Below are 19,097 nucleotides of genomic sequence, written 5' to 3' on the forward strand. Positions count from 1 at the left end.
AAGTGAAAGTGCACTATTATAGCATGTAATATAACATGTAATATAACATGTAGTAACAGTGAAGAGCAACAATATAATTTAAACATAAAATTATATTGAAAAAAATATTATAAAATAGCTTATCTATATATGTAGAATTTAACTATAAAACTATATAAATTTTTATATAGGAAACTATTTACCTATAAAACTATATAACTATATAAATAGTTAACTATTTGTTCTGTTCATGCGGGTTTCGAGGATTTGCTGATTTAATATTAGATTTAAACTTATGTTAAATATATAATAAATTGATATAGGGACAGTGATGATTTTAAAGTGTAAAAAGTAAGGAGTAATAATGTGGTTGAAGATAAATTTTTAAGCAAAATAAACAAGTATAATGATGATATTGCTAAATATAAAAAAGAATTTGATAGAATCGGATATTTAAGATTAATAGTAATGATACTAGCCTTGTATTTCACCTATATAGGAATAAAGGGAGAAGTGACAAATAGGGTTCTATTTCTTTCTATAGTTTTTTATGGAAGTTTTATATTTTTAGTAATATATCATAGAAAAGTAAAAAATAAATTAAAACTGGCTGAGGATATGATTGAAATTAATAATAGATACCTTCAAAGAATTTCTGGGCAGTGGATAAACTTTCAAGATTTAGGAGAAGAGTTTGTAAATAAGGAGCACAGATATGCATCTGATTTAGATATTGTGGGTAGTGAATCACTATTTCAATTAATAAATATAACTAATACTTGGCATGGAAGAAAATCACTGGCTAATTCTTTATTAGAACCTAGGTTTGATTATAATGAAATACTATTAAGACAAGAGGCTATAAAAGAGTTATTTGATGATTTGGATTTTTGTGAGGAAATGGAGTATATAGGTAGAAATAGTAGGAATAGATTAAAAAGTCCTGAAAAATTAATAAAATATGTAGAAGATAAAGGTGTCCTTATAAAATCAAAATTAATTAAAAAGATTATATATTTAATGCCCTTAGTTACAATACCAATTACTTTAATAATACTTATATTTAAAATGAATAATTTTAATTGGCTAATGTATTTGCTTTTAATTGTGCAAACAATTATATGGACAATATCTACTTTAAAATTAAATTTAGTTCTAGAAGTAGTTAATTATTTTAGAGGAAACCTAGAAGAGTATTTAAACATTTTAAAGTTAATAGAGAAAAAAGATTTTAAATCTAAAAAGTTAAAGAATATAAAAGAAAATTTATTTAAAGATAAAGATTCATCAATTAAAGCTATAAAAAGACTTTCTAATATATCAGAAAGAGTGAATATGAGAAATAATGGATTGCTATATTTAGCTTTAAACATACTATTTCTTTGGGATTATCAATGTGTATTTTCCCTTGAGGATTGGAAGGCTGAAAATGGTGATAAAATAGAAAGTTGGCTTTCTAATATTGGAGTTATAGAAGAACTTATGAGCCTTTCTGTGTTAATTCATATAGATGAAAATGTAACATTACCAACAATAAATCCTAGGGGTGATAAAATAGAGGCACAAGACCTTGGTCATCCTTTGATAAGTAGAGATGTACGGATTAATAATGATTTAAGTATGAAGGAAAATATATTCATAATTACAGGATCAAATATGTCTGGTAAAACTACATTTTTAAGAACTATAGGTATAAATTTAGTTTTAGCCTATGTAGGTGCACCAGTATTTAGTAAGAAAATGGAGTGTAGCTTATTAGAGATATATACATCTATGAGGATAACAGATGATTTAAAAAATGGAATTTCAACTTTTTATGGAGAATTAATTAGAATAAAGGAAATTATTGAAGGCGCAAAGAATAATAAAAATATGATTTTTCTTATTGATGAAATTTTTAGAGGAACTAATTCTAAGGATAGAATTACTGGAGCTGAAGCTGTAATTAAAAATTTAAGTAAAGCTGGAGTTATAGGGGCTTTAACTACTCATGATTTAGAATTATGTAGTCTTTCAGAACATAGCGGAATAAAAAATTATCATTTTTCTGAGTATTATAGAGAAAATAAAATATATTTTGATTACAAACTAAAAATAGGTAGATCTAATACCACAAATGCTAAATATTTAATGAGAATTGTAGGAATTGAAATTTAATTTACATGGATTCTTTATTTTTTAAGAAAATGGTGTGATTTTAAGTATGTATTAAGTACTTTTGAGTTAATATTCTCATGGAAAGTAATATATGTGTTATTATTTTCATAAGATATATAAGGCATCTTCAAAAAATAAATAAGTTAAAATATACTTTCCATCTTTGACTTATTATTTATTTTCAGATGCCTAAAGTAATTAGGGGGAAAGTGTAAATGGGAAAACTATTAGAAATTTTTACTGACAACTTGGGGTGGATAATCCTTGCATTAGTGATTATTTGGCTTATTTGTATTACTTGGAAGAAGGCAGCACAGGATAAAGCTATTGTAGTTACAGGACTTAAGAGAAGGGTTATAAGTGGTAAGGGAGGATTTGTTGTTCCATTCTTCGAACAAACTAATAGATTATCACTTGAAAACATGAAGGTTGAAGTAAAGACTCATGAATCTTTGGATAGTAATGGAGTACCTATAGATACTGATGGAGTAGCTATAATAAAAGTTAAATCAGATCCTGCAAGTGTATTATTAGCTATGGAGCAATTTAATACTGGAAAAGAAAGAGAAACTATTGAAGTAATGAAGGGAACTGTACAGGATGTACTGGAAGGTAAACTAAGAGAAATAGTTTCAAAAATGAGTATTGAAGAGATATATAAAGACAGAGAAATGTTTGCAAATGAAGTTGAAAATGTTGCAAAGTCAGACCTTGAAAGGATGGGTCTTGAAATAAAGACCTTTACAATTAGAGACATAGACGACACTAAGGGATATCTTCAAGCACTTGGTGCTAGACAAATAGCAGAGGTTAAGAAAAATGCAGCAATAGCTGAGGCAGAAGCAAAGAGAGAAGAAATGCAAAAAACTGCAGAAGCAAAGAGACTTGGAATGGAAGCACAAATATTTGCAGAAGCTGAAATTGCTAGAGCTAACAAAGAGAAGGAATTAAAAGTTCAATCCTTTAAAGAAGAAGAGAAAAAGGCACAAGCTAAGGCAGACTTTGCTTATGAAGTTGAAAAGAATATAGTTCATAAGAAAGTTGTAGAAACCTTAAAGGATGCAGAATTATTTGAAGAACAAAGACAAACTGATATAGCAGAGCAACAAGTACGTAAAAAAGAGAAAGAACTTGAATCTACAGTTAAAAAAGTAGCAGAAGCTGATAAATATAGAGCTGAGCAAGCAGCAGAAGCTGAGAGATTTATGATGATTAAGAGAGCTGAAGCAGAGGCTGAAACAATAAAAATTAAAGGTATGGCAGAAGCGGATGCCATAAGATTAGTAGGAGAGGCTAATGCAGATGCAATGAAGGCTGAGGCAGAGGCTATGAAGAAGAAGGCTGAAGCTTATAAGGAATATGGAGAAGCAGCTATCATTCAAATGTTAACAGAAAAGCTTCCAGAGGTAGCAAAGAATATAGCAGAGCCATTATCTAAAACTGAGAAGATGGTTATTATTGACAATGGAGGTCAAGGCGGAGCAGCTAAGGTATCAAAGAATATAGCTAATATCATGGCTGAAGTTCCAGAAGTTATCAATTCCTTAACTGGTATAGACCTTGTAGAGCTAGTAAAGGGAATAACCTTAAATAAAAAAAATGAAGATTTAGAAGATGATGAAGAAAAAACTATTATAGAACCTGAAACTATAGAATCAGAAGTAGAAGAGAGTTCTGTAATAGAATAAATATTTATACAGTAAACAGACTCTAGGCTATTAAATTAATGGCCTAGAGTTTTTATTTTTCAATTTATCATTTTAAGCAAATACAGAATCTAATAAAGAGTTTAGAAGGTTCCATATAAATATGAAATTTATACCAAAACCCCTAGTTATGTTGACAAGGGGGGTGTACATTGCTAGAATTAAAAATAGGTATTGGTAAAAGTATGGAGAAAAGGTGCCATTAGGGGGGGAAACCATGAATAAAAAATTAAGATTCATAGCAGCGGTAGTTGTAAGCTGTAGTTTAATGTCATCAACAGTATTAGCGGATGACTTATCCGATGCAAAAAGTAAATCTAAAGAAATTGAAACACAAATTGAAAGTAATAAGGCTAAAGTATCTGAGTTAGAAGAAAACAGAGATAACATATTAAGTGAAATTTCAGAGTTAGACAACAATATGGACAAGTTGTATAGTGAGGTAAATAATTTACAAGCTCAAATTTCACAGTCAACTAATAAAATAGAAGAGCTAGAAGAAAGATCTAGTGAACTTAAAAAAGAGTTAGAAGCCAATAAAAAGGTCATGGATAAAAGACTAAGAGTTTTATATAAAAACAATGGTACAAGCTACATAGAAATTCTACTTAGTGCCGAAGGTTTTTCAGATTTTTTTGAAAAGATAGATATAATTAATACCTTAATTTCTTTTGATAATGAAGAAATAAATAAATTTAAGGCAAATCAAGAAGAATTAGATAAAAATATAAAGGCTTCCTCTGAAGAAAAGAAAACTTTAGAAAATGCAAAAGCTATTGTGGATGCAAACTTAGAAGAATTAAATGCTAAAAGAGATGAGAAGACAAAACTTATGGCAAAGGCAGAAAATGAATTAGGAACAGCAGAAAAGCTTCTAGCTCAAAATGAAGCAGAATCTGAAGAAATTTTAGCCAGTATAACGGCCATGGAAAAAGCTGCAAGCAGACCTTCTCGTGGAGGTTCAATTTCTCAATCAAACACTAAGCCTTCAAATAGTGGATCATCTTCAAGTCAAGTATCCACTAATGGAATGTATTCAATAACAGGAACTAGATATGCTATCACATCTCCATTTGGATATAGAACTAGTCCAGTAGGTAGAGGGGAAGAATTCCATAAAGGAATAGATATAGGTGCTCCAAATGGTGCTCCGGTGTATTCTCTTAAGGCTGGAACTGTAACTTATGCAGGATGGATGGAAGGATATGGGAAGGTTGTTGTGGTAAGTCATGGAGACATTAGCACATTATATGCTCATAACTCATCTTTATCAGTAAGTCCTGGACAAACAGTATCAGGAGGTCAACAGCTATCAAACGTTGGTTCTACTGGATGGTCAACAGGTCCTCATATACATTTTGAAGTTATTAAAAATGGAACTAATATAGATCCTGCACCATATTATTTTTAATACAAATTTTTAGAATATAAGAAGTTTAGCATATATGTAGATAAAAACACCTAAGCATTGGCAAGCCACTAATGCTTAGGTGTTTTTATTTTGAATTAAATTTAGTGTTGACATAGTGTATATAAACAATATATACTGTTAGTATAAAGAAGCTATTCAGCTCAATTTTTTTAGAAGTACTGTATATACTGAATATTAACAGAATTAAGCGGTAGTTATAGTAAACTTAATTTTAAATTGAAATTTATAAGAATTAATGGAGGTGTTACTTTGTCCAATAAAATAATAGAAATAAAAAATTTGACTAAAGAATACGAAGATTTTAAGTTGGATAATATTTCATTTAGTTTAGATAGAGGATATATTATGGGCTTTATAGGTGAAAATGGAGCAGGTAAAACAACTACTATAAAACTAATTATGAATTTACTAAAAAGAGATGAAGGTGAAATTCAAATCTTTGGTAAAGATAATATTGACAATGAAAGAGAGATAAAGGAGCGTATAGGATTTGTTTATGATGAATGTTTTTATTATGAAAATCTCTCTATCAAAGATAATGAAAAAATAATCTCTAGTTTTTATAAAAATTGGAATACTAAGGTCTTTGAAAATTATTTAAGAAAGTTTAACTTAAATAAAAAGCAAAAGGTAAAAGAATTATCTAAAGGAATGAAAATGAAATTTGCCATTGCTTTAGCATTAAGTCATAATGCAGAATTTTTAATACTAGATGAACCGGCTTCAGGACTAGATCCAGTTATGAGACGTGATATTTTAGATGTGTTTCAAGAGGTCATACAAGACGAAAATATAGGTATTTTAATTTCAAGTCATATAATTTCTGATTTAGAGAAGATATCAGATTATATAACTTATATTCAAAAGGGAAAGATAGTTTTCTCTAAAGCTACTAGTGAATTATTAGAGGAATATAAAATAATTAAAGGGGATAAGGCTTTATTAAGTAAACTTGATGAAAAAGTTATATATGGATTGAGAGAAACACCATATGGTTTTGAAGGAATAATTAAAGATAAATACATTGAAAAAAGTATAAGGCAGAAAATTGTTAGTGAGAAGCCGTCTTTAGAGGAAATTATGGTAGCTATGAATAAGGGGGTAAGAAAATAAATGTGGAAAATGGCCATGAGAGATTTAAGGGGAGTATTTAATCTATACAGCAACAAAAGTGGATTAATTATGATAGTAGTAGTTATATTGTTTGGAGTTGGGAATAAAGGAGCTGGCTTATTTAATTATTTTTTACTAATGGGTGGGGTAATTAGTATAGCCTTTACTGAAATGGAAGCTAGAGATAAGATTCATATTAGTATACTTAGTAGTCCTTGTAAAAGAAGTGATTATGTATTAGGTAAGTTTCTGTTTTCTATTATGTGGATAATCATAGTAACAGTAATAGGAGTGCTATTAAATAATCTAATTTATATGATATATCCAGCAGAGTATTTAAAATTGCCTCCATCTGTAATTAAAGGAACTGTTAGTTATATTCTTATATTTGTAGCTCTTTATTATTGTGTATATTTTTCATTAGGAGTAAAGTTTGCAAAGATATTTTACTTTGTTATCTTCTTTGTTATAATGGCAGGAACTTTAACCATAGGTGAGTATCTTAAAGGAGAAGCATTACCTGAGTGGCTATCTAGCATAGAAAGACTTTTAGTGATATTTCAAAGTAACACTTTAGGAAGTAACATTATATTAAGTGCACTGGTATTAGGTATTTTAGCTTTAATTGCTACTATATCAGTGGTTGTTTATGAAAAGAAAGATTTTTAGGAGGAGAATTTATGGGAGCTCTTTTAAAAAAGGACTTTATAACTAGTCGATATATCTATACTATTTCTCTTTTAGTTGTAGGGATAGCATTATGTTTTGCTTCTATGTATAGCTTTGAAGCTACACTTTTTATTTATTTATTGGGAACCTTCATAGTACCGTTAATAGCAAATAAATTTACAGCCACAGATGAATTGAGAAGAAACTATGATGTAATAATTAATAGCTTCCCGGTAAGAAGAGTTGATGTAGTGATAAGTAAATTTATTTATTATTTCATAATTTATGTTTTATGTTCATTTATACTTATGTCAATAGTATTATTAGTTGGAAACTTTAATCAAGAAAATTTATATATAATTTATATTATCCAATCTTTATCTTTTATATATTACTGTCTAATAATTGGGGTTACTAATTTTGTATACTATAGATATGATTATAGTGTTGCTGCAAAATACTCTGCAATCATTATTATAGCAGTTATAAATGTGCCTATAATTATTTTGAAGCTTATTGATAAGATACGTCCTAATATTTTCATAGGAATTAGTAAGTATTTATTAGTAAGCACAATTCCTAGAGTGTATTTAGCTATAGGCATTACTCTAATAGGAGTTATAATATATTTTTTCTTTATAGTATTGTCTATAATTGGATATAGAAAGAGAGATTTATAGGTAGAAAAAATTTACAGAATACATTTAAACTTGGAGGAAATTCAATGAATATAATAATAAACAACTCTTCGGGAGAACCCATATATTCTCAGATAGAAAAACAAATAAAGGACGATATTTTAACAAATAAGTTAGAGCCTAATGAGCCATTGCCATCTATACGAGGACTTGCTAAAGAACTGAGAATTAGTGTAATTACAACTAAGAGAGCTTATGATGAGCTAGAACGGGAAGGCTTTATATACACAGTTCCAGGGAAGGGATCCTTTGTAAATGTTCAAGATAAGGAACTTTTAAAAGAATCTATTATGAGAAATATGGAAGACTATCTAATTAAGGCAATAGAGGAAGGTTCTAAAGCTGGAATATCAGTAGAAGAAATCATAGAAAGTTTAAGAGTACTTGCTGAAGAATATAACCTATAGTAGGAGGAATATGATGGATAATATATTGTATGTGGATAATTTATGTAAAAAATATAAAAATTTTAAGTTAAATAATGTTTCTTTACAGTTGCCTAAAGGGTTTATTATGGGGTTAATTGGTGAAAATGGGGCAGGTAAAACTACACTAATAAAACTTATAATGAATTTATTAAAGAAGGACAGTGGAGATATAAAGATATTTGATAAAGATAACGTTAAATATGAAAGGGAAATAAAAGATAGAATAGGTTTTGTATATGATGAAGTTTGCTACTATGACCATATGTCTTTAAAAGAAAATGGCAACATGGTTTCTATGTTATATAGTAAGTGGGATAAGGAAAAGTTTAATTATTATTTAAATAAGTTTGAGCTTAATAAGGATAAAAAACTAAAAGAATTGTCTAAGGGTATGAGAATGAAATTTTCATTATGTATAGCCCTTAGCCATGGAGCAGAGTTTATAATAATGGATGAACCTACTGTGGGATTAGACCCAGTGGTTAGATCCGAAGTTTTAGAAGAACTTCAAAGTTTAATTGAAAATGAAAATATGGGGGTATTAATATCTACTCATATAACTTCAGACCTTGAAAGAATAGCAGATTATATTACTTTTATAAAGGATGGAAGTATTGTATTCTCAAAACCAAAGGATGAAATAATGGAAGCCTACAAAATTATTAAAGGGGACTGTAATATACTTACAAAGGAAGTTGAGAAACACTTTGAAGGCATAAGTAAAAATAGATTTGGTTTCGAAGGGTTGACATCACAAGTTGATAAAGTAAGAGAAATTTTAGGAGATAATATTATAGTAGATAGGGCTACCTTAGAGGATATAATGATTTTAAAAAAGTAGATTGAATGTATGAATGAATGTATGTATGTAAATTAAATATGTGATTAACCATGGTTTATATATAACAAGTTAGTTATATATAAACCATGGTATTTTTATTATCTCAAATTTTTTTAGGAAAAATTGCAATGATAAAATAACTTCAACAAAAATACATATTAAAATTATGTAGACATTCTTCGTAGTACGAAGTAAAATATTTATTAGGGTGTTGTAGAATTATTAATGAGAAATTAATAGCATAAAATTTTATAGTGGTGGGGATTGATATTATGGAGAAAAGAATAGACTTAACAGAAGGGTCTATAAGTGGAAAGCTAGTTAAATTAGCTCTTCCTATTATGGCAACTTCATTTATCCAAATGGCATACAATCTAACAGACATGCTTTGGGTTGGAAGAATAGGAAGTACAGCAGTAGCAGCAGTAGGAACAGCAGGGTTTTTTAGTAATTTAGCTGCAGCTCTTACCATGATAGCTAAGGTAGGTGCGGAGGTAAAAGTATCTCAAAGCTTGGGACGTAAAGATGAAAAAGCTACAAGAAATTATATTGTTAGTGCCCTACAAATTAATATAGTTTTATCCTTAATCATGGGAATAATAATACTATTATTTAGAAGTAAGTTTTTAGCTTTTTTTCAGTTAGAAAATATGAAAGTTATATCTATGGCAGAAACTTATCTAGCTACAATAGCTATGGGGATGGTTATAACAAATTTAATACCAGTACTAACAGCAATATTTAATGGAGCAGGTAACAGTAAGACACCCTTTATTATTAACACTGTTGGTTTAATAGTTAATATAGTATTTGATCCAATTTTAATTTTTGGTATGGGACCTATTCCAAAGATGGGAGTTTTAGGGGCAGCCTTAGCAACCATAGGGTCACAAAGTATAGTTGTGATTTGTTTCTTAATATCTATTTTAAAGAGTAAAGAAAAATATTTGAAATTTACTCTATTAAAGAAACCTGATTTTAGAGCTATAAAAACTATATGTAAATTAGGAATTCCATCAGGAGCTCAAACTGGACTATTTACTATTTTTTCTATTTTAATAGCAAGGGTAATAGCTGGATCTGGCGAAGTCGCTATAGCAGTACAAAAAGTAGGAGTTCAAATTGAAGCAATAACTTGGATGACTGCAGGTGGATTTTCAACAGCCCTTAGTTCTTTTGTAGGACAAAATTATGGAGCTAAAAAACATGATAGAATTAAGGAAGGCTATAAAGCTACTATTTTAATAGCAGGTGTAGTTGGAATTTTAGCAACTCTAGTATTAATAATAGGTGGGAAAGGAATTTTTTCAGTATTCATAAAAGAAGAAGAAGCTATAAGATTAGGTACAGATTATTTAAGAATCCTTGGGTATTCTCAATTATTTATGTGTATTGAAATTACAACAGTAGGAATGTTCAATGGTTTAGGACGAACATATATACCTGCAGCTGTAAGCATTATACTGACAGGACTTAGAGTTCCAGCATCTATGATATTATCATCACCAAACCTTTTAGGCATAGATGGAGTTTGGTGGAGCATTAGTATGAGTAGTGTTCTTAAAGGAATAACTATTGTGATGATTCTATATTACATGACTAAGAAGAAGAATTTATTACTAGATAATACATCAGAAGATAATATATCTGTAGAAGTGATTTAATAAAAAGTAGAAGGCTGTGTCAAAATGAGATTTAGATTATTTTGACATAGCCACTTTTATTATTTTATCATTTGGAGCTTTTCTATGACTACACTATAAGAGCCATCTGGAGATGTAACTTCTACTTTTTCACCTAAATTTCTTTTGTATAACGCTTTTCCTAAAGGACACTCTATGCTAATTTTATTGTTAAGAGGATCTGCTTCAACGGTGGTTACCATGGTGAAATCTTCTTCTTCTTCATCATCTAGAAATCTTAGGGTTACAATTTTTCCAATACCAACCTGATTTTCTGATGTGTCATCATTTATTATTTTTGCCGTTTTAATCATTTTTTCTAGATATCCCATACGTCTATTATTGTCAGCTCTGTTCTTTTTAGCTGCTTTATACTCAAAATTTTCACTTAAGTCTCCATGAGCTCTAGCTTCTTTTAATTCTTCATTTATCTGAAATCTAACCACATTTTTTCTATGTTCAAGTTCATCTTTTAGAATTTGAAGTGATTTTTCAGTGAGATAGTTATACATAATTTAAAACCTACCTTCTAAACTAAATTATATTTATATAACACTATTATACAGCTAAAGATATTAATACAATATACTCTTTTAAATAATATGACTTAGTTAAGGGCTCTGTTGAAAATTACAGTGATAGAACATATAAAATCTAAGAATAAATTAAGAAAAGGACTTATTTAAAATTACTTTTAAATAAGTCCTACTCGATAAATAAATTATTAATTTGAAAATAATATGTGTTAACTAATATAGTAATTCATTAACGGAACTGAGTTTGAATAAGTCGAACTAGCGGGCTTTCTGGATATAAAATATTGGAAAGTTCATTATAAAGAATAGTAATTCTAAATAATCCACTAGAGGCTGGTGTAAATTCATCAACTTGATAATATAATACTAAACCTTCAGGAGTTAAATAGAATTTTTGAGTATCTGTAACTCCGGTATATGGTGTAGTGAAATTTATATTCATTTCATTAGCTTTTTGTGTAGCTATATCACTAACAATTTCAGTATAGTTCATGCTATTATTAAATAAATTACCAAAGTCATAAACCTCTCCAGTATTAACATCCATAGTTAAAGAAGTAAATAAAGTACTGCCAGCTGGATTATCTTCAGTTTCTGTGTACAAAGACATTACTATACTTAATAGACCATCAGAATTTAGAGGAACTTCATAAGCACTTTCTACTGTTGTAAAGTTCACTTTATCAGGAACTAAAACTTCATTAAGCCATAAAGAATTCAATGAATCAATAATTTCTTGATTCACTATACTAGCAGTATCTCCATTTTCAGCATTTTCAATAAATGGATATTCAAGTTTGAATTGTGAAGGTGATAATACTTGAGTCTCTAAGGTAGGCGTAAGATTATCTTCTGGTGGGGTATAACGTCTACCAAAGCATTCAAAGTAATCTATTCTGTTTAAGCTTATACCAAAGTAAACCCATCTCCAACCAGTCCATCTAAACCCATAGGCAGTTCGTCTATCTACATTAATAAGCCACGCCCAAAAAGAATTTCCATTACGAAGCCATATATATACAAATTGGAATCTACAAGGTCTTATAGATCCAGGGGATACAGCTTTAGTCTGTGGTCCTGAAGAAAATGATTTCTTAGGCGTCATATTTGGGGGAGGTCCTGGAGGTCCTCCTGATTGTGGACCTGAAGGTGAACCAGGTTGTGATACTGGGGGTCTTGGTGGTTGATTCCATGGTGGTGCTGATGGGCCAGGACCTCCTGGGAAAAATGGAGGTACTATCCTTTCATCAAAACACTCATTACAACTTTCTTCGTCATCTAAGTATCTATTAGTATAATAATTTTGTGAGTTTATATCATAGGGTTTCCTAATGAACATAACATGCTCCTTAATAGTATTACAATATCATAATATACAATTTAAATTGGAATGTGAGTTTAAAAAAAGTTTTTTTATAAATACATAAAAAAATTTTTTCATGACATACTATTATCATACCAATAAAATCATTATTTGTTTTGTAGTAAGTTTTCATGCCTGTGAATGTTTAAGTGAATTTCATAGAAACGAGAATTTGAAGGAGGAATAGCTTATGAAGAATGTTTATCAATCTACACATATAGCTACTAACCCCAAAACAAAGCAGCAACTAAGGAAATTTAAAGAGGAATTTTCTGAAGAGTTATCATGGGATAAAGAACGGGGGAAGTACCGGAAATAATATCATGATAGTGTAATGATTTTATTGTTATAATAAATGGTGAAAGCCTTTCTGCACAGTAGCAGAAGGGCTTTCTTTTATAAGAGTTATTGACATAAAAGTTTTTATAAGTAATTATATAAATATAATTGTATAAGTAATGGATGGAAAGGATGATTAGTAATGGTGAATATAGGAAACTCTTGGGATGAAAAGCTAAAAGGAGAATTTGATAAGCCTTATTACATAAAATTAAGACAATTTTTGATTAGTGAATATAAAACTGGCAATGTATTCCCAGATATGAATAATATTTTTAATGCCCTTAAATTTACATCTTATGAGGATGTTAAGGTGGTAATATTGGGGCAAGATCCATATCATGGAGCTGGTCAGGCACATGGATTATCTTTTTCAGTTCAACCTGGAGTTAGAATTCCACCATCTCTTTTAAATATGTATAAGGAATTAAAAAGTGATTTAGAGTGCTATATTCCTAATAATGGTTACTTAGTTCCTTGGGCAAAACAAGGAGTATTACTTTTGAATGCTGTACTTACAGTAAGAGAAGGTGAGGCCAATTCACACAAAAATAAGGGCTGGGAATGTTTTACTGATAGAATAATAACATTATTAAATGAAAGAGAGAAGCCTATAGTATTTTTATTATGGGGAAATAATGCAAAGGAAAAGATGAAGTTTATTACAAATCCTAATCACTATATTTTAACTTCAGTACATCCTAGTCCTTTATCTGCAACTAGAGGGTTTATGGGATGTAAGCACTTCTCAAAGACTAATGATATATTAAAATCTTTGGAACAAAAAGAAATTGATTGGCAAATACCTAATATTAATTCATAGTATATTTGAAATTCAAATAGATAAAATATAACTATTTAATATTATAATTATTAAAGTTTATTTATTAGCAAATAGTTATAATGAAGATGAATTAAATATGAAAGAGGGTATATGTAATGATTGAAAAAATTAGTGTGAAAAAGGTTAGAGAAGTTGCAGAAGAACATTTCAGAAAAGGTGAGTTTTATTGTTCAGAAGCAATAGTTGCATCTATTAAAAGTAACTTTGAAGTAGACATGCCAGATGAAATGATTGCCATGGCTTCTGGATTTCCAGTAGGTATTGGAAAATCAAAATGTACATGTGGAGCTGTTACAGGAGCTGTTTTATGTCTTGGATACTTTTTTGGAAGAACTAAAGGAAGTAATCCTCAAGATCCCAAGAGTGTTAAAGCTTTACAGTTAGCCTATGAATTACAAGATAGTTTTAGACAAAAGCATAAATGTTTATGTTGCAGTGTTCAAACTAAAGGTATGGATATGGCATCTGGTGAGCATAAAGCACAATGCATAAGATTTACTGGAGAAATGGCAGAAAAGGCTGCAGAAATTATTGTAAGAGAATTAAATATTGAAAATATTGATGAATAGTTGAGGAAAATGAATATGAATTATATAAAAAAAATACCATTGCCAATGGCAGCTGTAATGCTAGCATTAGCTTCATTAGGAAATTTATTATCATCATACAATATAGTATTTAAAAATATCCTTGGAGTGATATCTGCAATAATATTAATACTTCTTACAATAAAGATTATAACTTGCTGGAAAGATGTAAAAGAAGAAATAAAAAATCCTGTTATTGCAGCAGTTATACCTACCTACTCCATGGGGGTTATGCTTTTATCTGCATATTTAAAGGAAATATCTTTCTCATCTGGATTTATTCTATGGTGGGTGGGGGTATTAATACATATAGGCCTAATAATATTTTATTCTAAAAACTTTATATTAAAATTTGATATTAAGAAGATGTTTCCAAGTACATTTATTGTTTATGTGGGAATAGGTGTAGGTGGAATAACTGCACCAGCATTTAAATTAGCTCAACTGGGACAAGCTTTTTTCTGGATTGCCTTTATTTCACTTATTATATTAATTCCTGTTTTAGGTTATAGAACCCTTATAGTAAAGGGAATACCAGAACCAGCCTTTCCAACCACAGTAATATTTGCAGCGCCAGCTGCACTTACACTTGCTGCATATTTAAATTCTTTTTCAGAAAAGAATATTAATATGGTCATGTTTTTAGCAGTATTGGTAATGGTATTATATATATGTGGAATAGTGTATCTTGTACAGGGGTTAAGACTTAAATTTTATCCCAGTTATGCTGCATTTACATTTCCTATGGTAATAAGCGCAATTGCAATGAAGGGTACTAATGGATTTTTGATGAAAGCTGGAAAAGAAATTTCTTGGCTGAAATATGTAGTTAAATTTCAAGAGGTAATTGCAACTGTTATAGTATTATATGTGCTTATAAGATTTTTAATGTTTATCCTAAAAAAGGATACAGTTAAAGTAAATACTACAATATCAAGATAATTTAAATATTAATTTTAAATAAACTCTATGAAGAAGATTTCTTCATAGAGTTTTGTTCCTTATTGATGAAAATTAATGATGGATTTTATGAAGAATTTTATATAGAAAGTAGAAAATATATTATGGATAAAAATTCATTTAATACAACATTGTTCATAATAAACATTAAACATACAACTTATATATAAATATCGATAAAATTCCCTTTAAAATAATAAAAATTATTTAAAAATAGGTTGATTTTTGTAATCGATTAAATTAAACTAGATAATTGAGTGGAAATTTAATGTCTAAGGTTTCTAGAAGTAAATTAACTACTTTTAAAAGAAATCAATTATAGGGGGAAAAAAATGGCTAAAAAAGACGGAATACAAACTGATGCTTCATTAAAGAGAGATCTTGGACTAGCTGCAGCTACAGCTATCGTAGTTGGGAATGTAATAGGTTCAGGAATTTTTATGTCACCGGCAAGTTTCGCAAGAGTAACAAACCCAAAAGTAGCTATACTAGCATGGGTTTTAACTTCAATAGGATCATTACTTATTGCTTTAAGCTTTGCTAATTTAGGATCAAAAATGCCTAAAACTGGAGGTCCTATTGTTTATACAAGAGCTGCCTTCGGTGATTTTGCAGGTTTTCTAATTGCATGGTCCTTTTGGATAGGTGCATGGGTAGGAAATGCTGCTATAATTACAGCATTTATGAGTTATTTTACATACTTTGTTCCAGCTGCAAACAATCCACTAGCAGCATTCTTGATATCTTCTGCAGTGGTATGGATATTTACATTAATAAATATATATGGTGTAAAATATGTTGGAAAAATAGGAGTTATATCAACAGTATTAAAAATTGCAGTACTTGTAGTATTTATTGTAATTGCTGCACTAAATTTTGATCCAAGCTATATGAAGACTGTATCTAGTCCAGAAGTAAGCGGAATGGGAACATTACCATCAGCTATAGCGATAGCACTATGGGCTTTTGTAGGATTAGAAAGTGCTACAGTAGCAGGTGGAGAAATAAAAAATCCAGAGAAAAATATTAAGAAAAGTACTATATATGGAATAGTAATAGTGTCTGCCATATATATAGTAATGAGTGTTGTTTCTATGGGTGCGATGGATCAAGCAGCTCTTGCAAATTCAGATGCACCACTAGCAGATATTATAAATAAAGCTACAGGAGCTTCATGGGGGGGAACTTTCATAGCAGCTGGTGCACTAATTTCTACTTTAGGAGCAACTTCTGGATGGCTATTAACAACAGCTAGAAGTGCTGTTGGAGCAGCTGAAGATGGATTATTCCCAGCAATATTTAAACGTATAAATCCTAAATTTAATACTCCTGTGACATCTCTTGTTATAGGAAGTATATGCATGAATTTACTTTTGATAATGAACTATGTAGGGTCTCTTAGAAGTGCCTTTGACTTTATGATATTACTAGCTACATTATCTTTCTTACCAGCATACACATTCTCAGCAGCTGCTGAAATAGTATTACTATGTAAGAAATCAAAAGATTTTAGCTTTATAAACTTCTTAAAGAGTTCATTCTTCTCATTACTTGCATTTGCTTATTCTATATATGCTATATATGGAACAGGATCTGATGTGGTAATGTATGGATTTATATTAATGCTTGTAGGAATACCAATATATGTTTACATGATGCTTCAGAAAAATAAAGAAGATAAGAATATAGATAAAATAAGAGAAGCTGCAGGCTTAGAGAAATAGTATAGATTTTACTAATTTACTAAGTATGCAAAATAATAACAGTCTGATTAAAATAATTTAAATCAGACTGTTTTTTTAATTTCTAATATAATCTTAACTACTTTAACTATTATATTTTAAGAATAGATTGATGTCTTCTTCTATCATTTTTAAAGAAGTTATCCAAAAGTCTTTAGAAGAGATATCAATATTCATTATTTTAGCTATATCGCTTAAAGAATTTTTCCCTGTTGATGAAAGAAGGGTTTTATATTGTTGTGGGAAGGAATCGCCCCTCTTTAAGTATTCTGCATAAAGACCTTTTGCAAATAATTGACCAAAGGCATAAGGGAAGTTATAGAAATTATTTTCAGCATAATAGTAATGAGTTTTACAAGCCCACATATATGGATGAAGGAAGTTAGAATCAAGGCCATCACCATAAGCTTCTTTTTGGGCATTAATCATTATTTCATTTAAATCTTTTACACTAAGAGATCTTTCTTTTCTTATTTTAAATAATTCACTCTCAAATAGAAACCTACTATAAATATCAACTATAACTTGAGTACAGTCACTAATTTCAGTTTCTAAGATAGAGAAAGCCTCATCTTTAGTAGCAGTTTTAATAGCTGCTTTTTTTACTATAGTCTCACAGAAGTTAGAAGCTGTTTCTGCTATTGGCATAGGATAATGTGCATTTAATATACTTTCATTGTTAAGGCAATATCCATGATACCCATGACCAAGCTCATGGGAAAGGGTAACTACATCACTAAAGGTATTACCATAGTTTAATAACACCCTACTCTCACCTACATGAGGAAGTCTAGAGCAAAATGCACCTCCTACCTTTCCTTCTTTAGGTAAAACATCTATCCATGATTTTTCCATGGCATTTTTAGCGAAATCTGATAAGTCATCACTAAAGGTTCTAAAATTATCAATTACACACTTGCATCCATCTTCATAGGTGTAAGTCATATCAGCATTGCCCATAGGCGCAAATAAATCATAAAATGGTAGACCATTTTTATGACCTAAAAGTTCGCCTTTTCTTTTGAGATATTTTCTAAATATAGGTAGATATTCTTTAATAGCGTCTAGCATAGAGTCTAAAATTTTTCTATCCATCCTTGAATTAAAAAGAGTCTTATCTAGTGGAGAAGGAAACCCTCTCATATCACAAAGTGTTATAACTTCACCCTTTATTCCATTAATAGCAGCAGCCATACCATCATGAATTTTTTCATAAGCCTTAATTTCAGCCTCATAAGCTTTTTTTCTAATAGTTGAGTCAGCTTCATAAGCCATGTTTCTAATCACAGATAAAGGTAGTTGTTTATTTTTTCCATATAGTTCTATATCAATCATAAGGCCAGATGTTAGCACATTTTTAAGTTTGCACCAAGCATCTGAACCAGTATTTTTCATTTTTGCTATTATAGCTTCTTCTTTATCGCTTAGCATATATTTTGAATTTTCTGCTTTTTCTTTAAGAAAAAAATTATGGTCACTAAGTAATCTAGAACCTTGAATTATTTTATCTAAATCTTTAAGATTTCCAATCCATTTTGTAATTTTAGCTTCACTTTCAGCTAGATTACTAATTTTAAAAGAAAGAATATCATCATATTTTAAAGCAGCTGAATTTTTGGTATCTACACTAAGAGTTAAGTGAACCATACTACCTAATTTCCTTGCTAGAGTTTTTAATTCTATATTCATAGATATGAAATTTTCTAACAACTTATCAGGTGAATCTGTACTATCAATAATGTTATTAGTAGTAGTTATGAAATTTTCTATAAGTACATCGAGCTTATCCAAATCCTCTTTAAATTCATTGCATTCAAAGGAAGAATAAAGCTCTTTAAGACTCCAATTGAGTTCCAAATTTATCATCTCCTTGTATATTTTAACACTATTATAACATAAAAATACAACATAGTTAAATTTGTAAATAAATATAACTATATAGATAATAAAATAAATTAGAGTTATTATTTAATAAGATAAATGATATAAACATAAAAGTAGCCAATTGAAATTTTATCTAC

The 19,097-nt window shown here is 29.5% G+C and carries 17 protein-coding genes; 14 read left to right on the plus strand and 3 right to left on the minus strand.

Annotated features, from left to right (window positions below):
• The first annotated feature begins 345 nt into the window (after positions 1-345).
• The 9 genes from B2694_RS11805 (at position 346) to B2694_RS11845 (ending at position 10,687) form a co-directional block, all read left to right on the plus strand.
• On the plus strand, positions 346-2,136 hold the full coding sequence (locus tag B2694_RS11805; RefSeq protein ID WP_346885912.1) for a MutS-related protein: 1,791 nt from the start codon (positions 346-348) through the stop codon (positions 2,134-2,136).
• Between the two features lie 215 nt (positions 2,137-2,351).
• Positions 2,352-3,824: a flotillin family protein gene (locus B2694_RS11810; RefSeq protein WP_346885913.1), complete on the plus strand. Its 1,473-nt coding sequence runs from the start codon at positions 2,352-2,354 to the stop codon at positions 3,822-3,824.
• 235 nt (positions 3,825-4,059) lie between these two features.
• A complete protein-coding gene (locus B2694_RS11815; RefSeq protein ID WP_346885914.1) occupies positions 4,060-5,253 on the plus strand; it encodes a murein hydrolase activator EnvC family protein in 1,194 nt (397 codons plus the stop codon).
• Positions 5,254-5,523: 270 nt separating this feature from the next.
• A complete protein-coding gene (locus B2694_RS11820) occupies positions 5,524-6,387 on the plus strand; it encodes an ABC transporter ATP-binding protein (RefSeq protein WP_346885915.1) in 864 nt (287 codons plus the stop codon).
• Entirely contained in the window at positions 6,388-7,056 is a 669-nt protein-coding gene (locus B2694_RS11825; protein WP_346885916.1) for an ABC-2 transporter permease, read from the plus strand.
• Positions 7,057-7,067: 11 nt separating this feature from the next.
• Positions 7,068-7,736 carry an ABC-2 transporter permease gene (locus B2694_RS11830; protein ID WP_346885917.1) on the plus strand — a complete coding sequence of 223 codons (669 nt, stop codon included), beginning with the start codon at positions 7,068-7,070 and terminating at the stop codon, positions 7,734-7,736.
• Between the two features lie 44 nt (positions 7,737-7,780).
• A complete protein-coding gene (locus B2694_RS11835; protein WP_346885918.1) occupies positions 7,781-8,161 on the plus strand; it encodes a GntR family transcriptional regulator in 381 nt (126 codons plus the stop codon).
• Positions 8,162-8,174: 13 nt separating this feature from the next.
• Positions 8,175-9,023 (plus strand): ABC transporter ATP-binding protein, encoded by an 849-nt coding sequence (locus tag B2694_RS11840; RefSeq protein WP_346885919.1) that lies wholly within the window; start codon positions 8,175-8,177, stop codon positions 9,021-9,023.
• A 272-nt stretch (positions 9,024-9,295) separates the two neighbouring features.
• Positions 9,296-10,687 (plus strand): MATE family efflux transporter, encoded by a 1,392-nt coding sequence (locus B2694_RS11845; protein WP_346885920.1) that lies wholly within the window; start codon positions 9,296-9,298, stop codon positions 10,685-10,687.
• A 59-nt stretch (positions 10,688-10,746) separates the two neighbouring features.
• Here B2694_RS11845 and greA read toward each other — a convergent pair whose 3' ends face one another.
• Both greA and B2694_RS11855 read right to left on the minus strand, forming a co-directional pair.
• Positions 10,747-11,217: a transcription elongation factor GreA gene (gene greA, locus B2694_RS11850; protein WP_346885921.1), complete on the minus strand. Its 471-nt coding sequence runs from the start codon at positions 11,215-11,217 to the stop codon at positions 10,747-10,749.
• A 253-nt stretch (positions 11,218-11,470) separates the two neighbouring features.
• Positions 11,471-12,580, minus strand: coding sequence for a DUF3298 and DUF4163 domain-containing protein (locus B2694_RS11855; RefSeq protein ID WP_346885922.1), 1,110 nt, complete (start codon positions 12,578-12,580; stop codon positions 11,471-11,473).
• Between the two features lie 214 nt (positions 12,581-12,794).
• Between B2694_RS11855 and B2694_RS11860 the strand changes: the two genes are divergently transcribed.
• The 5 genes from B2694_RS11860 (at position 12,795) to B2694_RS11880 (ending at position 17,058) form a co-directional block, all read left to right on the plus strand.
• Positions 12,795-12,923 carry a hypothetical protein gene (locus B2694_RS11860; protein ID WP_346885923.1) on the plus strand — a complete coding sequence of 43 codons (129 nt, stop codon included), beginning with the start codon at positions 12,795-12,797 and terminating at the stop codon, positions 12,921-12,923.
• 162 nt (positions 12,924-13,085) lie between these two features.
• Positions 13,086-13,766, plus strand: coding sequence for a uracil-DNA glycosylase (locus B2694_RS11865; protein ID WP_035132347.1), 681 nt, complete (start codon positions 13,086-13,088; stop codon positions 13,764-13,766).
• A 116-nt stretch (positions 13,767-13,882) separates the two neighbouring features.
• Positions 13,883-14,356 (plus strand): C-GCAxxG-C-C family (seleno)protein, encoded by a 474-nt coding sequence (locus B2694_RS11870; protein WP_035132349.1) that lies wholly within the window; start codon positions 13,883-13,885, stop codon positions 14,354-14,356.
• Between the two features lie 15 nt (positions 14,357-14,371).
• Positions 14,372-15,316 carry a TDT family transporter gene (locus B2694_RS11875; RefSeq protein ID WP_346885924.1) on the plus strand — a complete coding sequence of 315 codons (945 nt, stop codon included), beginning with the start codon at positions 14,372-14,374 and terminating at the stop codon, positions 15,314-15,316.
• Positions 15,317-15,666: 350 nt separating this feature from the next.
• Positions 15,667-17,058: an amino acid permease gene (locus tag B2694_RS11880; RefSeq protein WP_346885925.1), complete on the plus strand. Its 1,392-nt coding sequence runs from the start codon at positions 15,667-15,669 to the stop codon at positions 17,056-17,058.
• Between the two features lie 102 nt (positions 17,059-17,160).
• Here B2694_RS11880 and B2694_RS11885 read toward each other — a convergent pair whose 3' ends face one another.
• Positions 17,161-18,933 carry a M3 family oligoendopeptidase gene (locus tag B2694_RS11885; RefSeq protein ID WP_346885926.1) on the minus strand — a complete coding sequence of 591 codons (1,773 nt, stop codon included), beginning with the start codon at positions 18,931-18,933 and terminating at the stop codon, positions 17,161-17,163.
• Positions 18,934-19,097 lie beyond the last annotated feature (164 nt).

Origin of the sequence: Clostridium sp. UBA4395 (genome assembly GCF_002390995.1) — a bacterium.
Lineage (GTDB): Bacteria > Bacillota > Clostridia > Clostridiales > Clostridiaceae > Clostridium_J > Clostridium_J sulfidigenes.